Source organism: Longimonas sp. (assembly GCF_046498435.1).
Classification (GTDB): domain Bacteria; phylum Bacteroidota; class Rhodothermia; order Rhodothermales; family Salinibacteraceae; genus Longimonas.
In genome coordinates this window covers 1-4,532 of record NZ_JAWOAR010000161.1, presented here as the reverse complement: position 1 = coordinate 4,532, position 4,532 = coordinate 1, and the positions used below count along the sequence as shown (strand labels likewise).

3 protein-coding genes are annotated in these 4,532 nt (G+C 61.1%); 1 reads left to right on the top strand and 2 read right to left on the bottom strand.

What is annotated here, in order from left to right; genetic code table 11:
- Positions 1-571 precede the first annotated feature (571 nt).
- Positions 572-1,792, bottom strand: a complete 1,221-nt coding sequence (locus R6U20_RS05950) for an alanine dehydrogenase (RefSeq protein WP_410336948.1) — start codon at positions 1,790-1,792, stop codon at positions 572-574.
- Between the two features lie 150 nt (positions 1,793-1,942).
- On the bottom strand, positions 1,943-2,707 hold the full coding sequence (locus tag R6U20_RS05945; protein ID WP_410336947.1) for a TrmH family RNA methyltransferase: 765 nt from the start codon (positions 2,705-2,707) through the stop codon (positions 1,943-1,945).
- 190 nt (positions 2,708-2,897) lie between these two features.
- Here R6U20_RS05945 and R6U20_RS05940 point away from each other — a divergent pair, with 190 nt between their 5' ends.
- The gene (locus tag R6U20_RS05940) at positions 2,898-4,202 is read left to right on the top strand and encodes a Glu/Leu/Phe/Val family dehydrogenase (RefSeq protein WP_410336946.1); all 1,305 of its coding nucleotides are present in this window, start codon (positions 2,898-2,900) and stop codon (positions 4,200-4,202) included.
- The last annotated feature ends 330 nt before the right edge of the window (positions 4,203-4,532 follow it).

The following is a 4,532-nucleotide window of genomic DNA, read 5'->3' as shown; positions in this document are numbered from 1 at the left end:
ATAAAAAAGGAGGACGTGGTTTCCGGCGCTTCATTCAACAGCATGCGCGCATCGGAATGCAAGTCGCCGCCAATGCGGAGTTGGTAATCGCCGTCGTCGTCGGCAATGCGGAAACCGCCCTCATCGGCAAACACTGACTGCGCAGTAGCAGAGTTGGGGAGCGCGGTCAGAAAAAGCAAGAATAGACAGAGGCCCCACCACCACAAATACCCTGCTATACAGTGAGATAGCCTGTCGTTTGGAGTCGCGAAGAACAGGTTGCGATCAACACGAAGGGAAGAAGCAACGGGCATAGGCAAATCAGTTGGGTTCAGAGTAACAAAAGGGAAGGGGCGCGAGACGCCATACAGATACAACGCAGAAGGTACGATCACGTATACCTGCTCTGTCCAGGATGACGAAACGGAGGACACGGACCGCCCTCCACACTTTTTCATTTCCCGGATCGGAGCCTGAAGCAGGCCGGGCGTGGCCCGTAATCTACGCTTCGCTACAACGGTGCTCGGACTCGGATTTTCGTGCACAACAGCACGGCATCCAGCCATTCGGGCCTTTAAGGGCGGAGGCACCGCTAAATGCCCGATGCGATGAGGAGTTCAATATCTCGATAGGGCATGCCAAAGAGCGTGGCCAGGCTCTTTTTCGTAAGGTGCTGGCGGTACACGTAGGTGCCGCTGCGTAGTCCCTCGTCGTTCCAGAGCGCATCGTTGATGCTGCCCACCTCGCCAATGCGTTGCAAATAAGGCACCAGTACATGCGTAAGTGCATAGCTGGCTGTGCGCGCCACGTTCGACGGCATATTCGGCACGCAGTAGTGAATGATGCCATGCTCGCGGTAGATGGGGTCGGAGTGCGTGGTAGGACGGCTTGTTTCGATGCATCCGCCCTGGTCCATCACCGCATCAACAATCACGCCACCGGGTGCCATCGACTCAACCATGTCGTCGGTCACCGCCAGGGGCGAGCGTTGGCCATCCGACATCATCGCGCCAATCACGACGTCTGCCGAGCGCACGGCCTGGCGCAGGTACTGATCGCTGGCCATGGCGGTGGTGATGCGGCGGTCGAGGTAGTGCTCCAGCGAGCGCAGTGCGCCCAGCTCCTGGTCGAGCACAATTACCTGGGCACCGTAGCCAAGGGCCGTGCGAGCCGCCCACTCGCCAATTACCCCCGCGCCTAAGATGACGACGGTTGACGGCGGTACGCCCGAAATACCGCCCAGCATAACGCCCTTGCCGCCCTCGTTGCTCTCCAGGTAGCGCCCGGCCACCTGAATGGCCATCGAGCCGGTAATTTCGTGCATCATGCGTACAAGAGGAAACGTACCGTCACGGTCGCGGATGAACTCGAATCCGATCGCCGTTACGCGCAGGCGTTTTAGGTGATGTAGATACTCAGGCGTCGTACCGCCCAGGTTCAGTGCTGAGATGAGAATCTGCCGTTCGCACAGGTAGTCGAGTTCTTTGCCGTTGGGAGGGCCCACCTTCACAATGAGGTCGCATTGCGCATACAGGTCGCCCGGGTCGTCGATCAGCTCGGCCCCAGCCTCGGCATATTCCTCATTCTGGAAATGGGCTTGCACCCCCGCATTCCGCTCGACATAGACCTCATGGCCGGAGGCGATCAGCGAGGCCGCCCCGCTGGGCGCAAGCGCCACCCGCCGTTCCTCGTTGGCCACCTCGCGGGGGACGCCAATGCGCAATTGTTGCTCGGCGTCGCCCTCTTTGAGGGGCTGCTCCATCGTCATGAGTCCATGCTCACGCGAAAGGCTTTGTAGCGACGAGATTTCCATGAAGCGAAGAGATCATACCAGATGAACGCGAGGGCAGCACTCGACGGAGCGATGCCAGGTGGATAACTCACATAGTATACAAAGGGAGGAGGGAAATTACACCCGTACGATGTAACATCCCGATGTATCAACAGGGCGCCGCTCCGATCGTCAGGGGGCAGCTACCGTCCACCGGTGCATTACAATGCCCGCCGCCACGGCTGCGTTGAGCGATTCGGTAGCAGGATGCGACGCACTGCCTTCGACCGATACGGGTTCGTCGAGTGCGCCAAGCAGCGCGGGGCTCAGGCCATGCGCTTCGCTTCCAATCACGAGCAGCGATGGCCGCACGGGGTGCCAGTACTGGGCCGGGGTGCCGCCCATGTCGGCGCCGTACCCAGTAACCCCCGACCGACGAGCTTGCGCAATGGCCTCCCCCAAATCGGAAGAGCGGGCCAGCCGCACGTCCCAATGCCCACCCATGCCCGCGCGCAACACCGAGGGGTGAAACAGCCCCGCCGTCTGTGGACCGGCCACCACGGCATCCACTCCAAACCAGGCTGCCGTGCGAATGAGGGTGCCTACGTTGCCCGGATCCTGCACCCCATCGAGCACAAGCGTGGTGCGGGCCGCTTCCCAGAGTCCGCTCAGCGACAGATCGGGCAGGCGCACGGTGGCCAGCAGGCCCTGGGCGGTAGCGGTGGGAGCCAGGTCGTTGAGCGTCTCGGCATCGGCGGTGTAGAGCGGCACCTCGGTGAGGGCATCGCTTAGGGCCTGGAACCGCGTGTTCTGCAAAGCCGATTCGGTGCCCGCAACGTGCCCAAGCGGGGCCCCGCCCTGCACGGCAGCCTCGATGGCGCGGATCCCAACAAGCACGCTTAACTGGGCGCGCTGCCGGTTGGGGCGGCGCTGCAAGCCCTTGAAGGTGGAAGCCATACGATTGGAAAGTGGTGTGGGCGAAGGCATAAACGGCGATGTTAAGCGATAAATCGTAAAAATGGATGCGGATGCCCGGGTGCGGTGGCACGAATGGAACCGCTCCCGTATGTTGCACAGCCCGTGTTTGCGGGTCCTACAGCAGGCATCCAACTGCTCTGTACGTTTTCATCAACCTGAGGTTATCCTTATGCCGTTCAAATTTGATGTGCATGATCGCTCTGTTTATCGCGAGCCCGCGCCCATCGACCAAGATTCGCCCTTTCAGTCGATGATGGAGCGCTTTGACGTGGCCGCCGAAATTCTGGAATTGAACCCCGGCTTCTACGAGTACCTGTGCCGTCCGGCCCGCGTGTTCATGACCTCGGTGCCTGTGGTGATGGATACGGGCCACGTAAAAGTGTTCGACGGGATCCGCGTGATTCACAACAACGTGCTGGGCCCCAGCAAGGGCGGCATCCGCTACGCCCCCGACGTTACGCTGAGCGAGGTGAAAGCGCTTGCCGCATGGATGACCTGGAAGTGCGCCGTGGTCGATGTGCCGTTCGGCGGCGCAAAAGGCGGGGTCGTGTGCAACCCACGCGAAATGAGTCCCGGCGAACTGGAACGCCTCACGCGGCGCTACACCTCCGACCTGTTCAACGTGTTCGGGCCCGACCGCGACATCCCGGCCCCCGACATGAATACCAATGAGCAGATTATGGCGTGGATTCTGGATACCTACTCCATGCACTCGCGTCGCACCGAAAATGCCGTCGTCACGGGCAAGCCTGTGGCGCTGGGCGGCTCCGAAGGACGCCATGAGGCCACCGGACGCGGTGTGATGACCGTAACCCTCGCGGCCCTCGAACAGATCGACCGCTCGCCCAAGGACTGCACCGTAGCCGTGCAGGGCTTTGGCAATGTAGGATCGGTGGCTGCGCAGCTGTTGCAGGAGCAGGGCTGCACCGTGGTGGCGGTGAGCGACGTAACCGGCGGCTACTACAACGCCGACGGACTCGACATCCCGGCCGTGCAGCAGTACGTCAAAGAGAACGGTGGGGCGCTGGAGGGCTACACCGAGGCCACGCACGTCACCAACGAAGAGCTGCTCACCCTCGACGTAGATGTGCTCGTGCCTGCCGCAAAAGAAGATCAGATCACCAAGTCGATCGCCAAAGATATGAAGGCGCGTGTTGTGGTCGAGGGCGCCAACGGACCCACCGTGCCTGCCGCCGATGACATCCTGAATGAGAAAGGCGTGCTGGTCGTCCCCGATATTCTGGCGAATGCGGGCGGCGTTACCGTGTCCTACTTCGAGTGGGTGCAAGACCGACAAGGCTACTTCTGGTCGCTCAAGCGTGTCAACAAGCGGCTGAAGCGCACCATGACCGATGCGTTCAACCGCGTCTACGAAACCGCCGAAAAACACGACACCTCGCTTCGCATCGGAGCGTACGTGGTTGGCGTGAGCAAAGTCGCCGAGGCGCTTCGCCTGCGCGGTATCTACGCGTAATACCAACTCCGCCTGCGCCGTTGATGTATGGAGGGATGGACGGGTGAACGGGCGAAAGAGAAGAACGCCGATCCGTCTATTCGTCCGCCCATCCGGTGCGCAGTAGCGAAGCGACACCAAAATCCTGCAACCGGATTTCGTATAACAACATCGTCCTCTGCATTCACCCAAACGACCCATGCGCCTCCCGATGTACCGGTCTTGCGCTGCACTCGGTTTTGTGAGATACGTCGGCTTGCTGCTCCTGGGGCTGTGTATTGTGCATCTGGTGGGGGGATGCGCCAACCCGGTGGCCCCTTCGGGCGGACCCGGCAACACCGAACCGGCCGT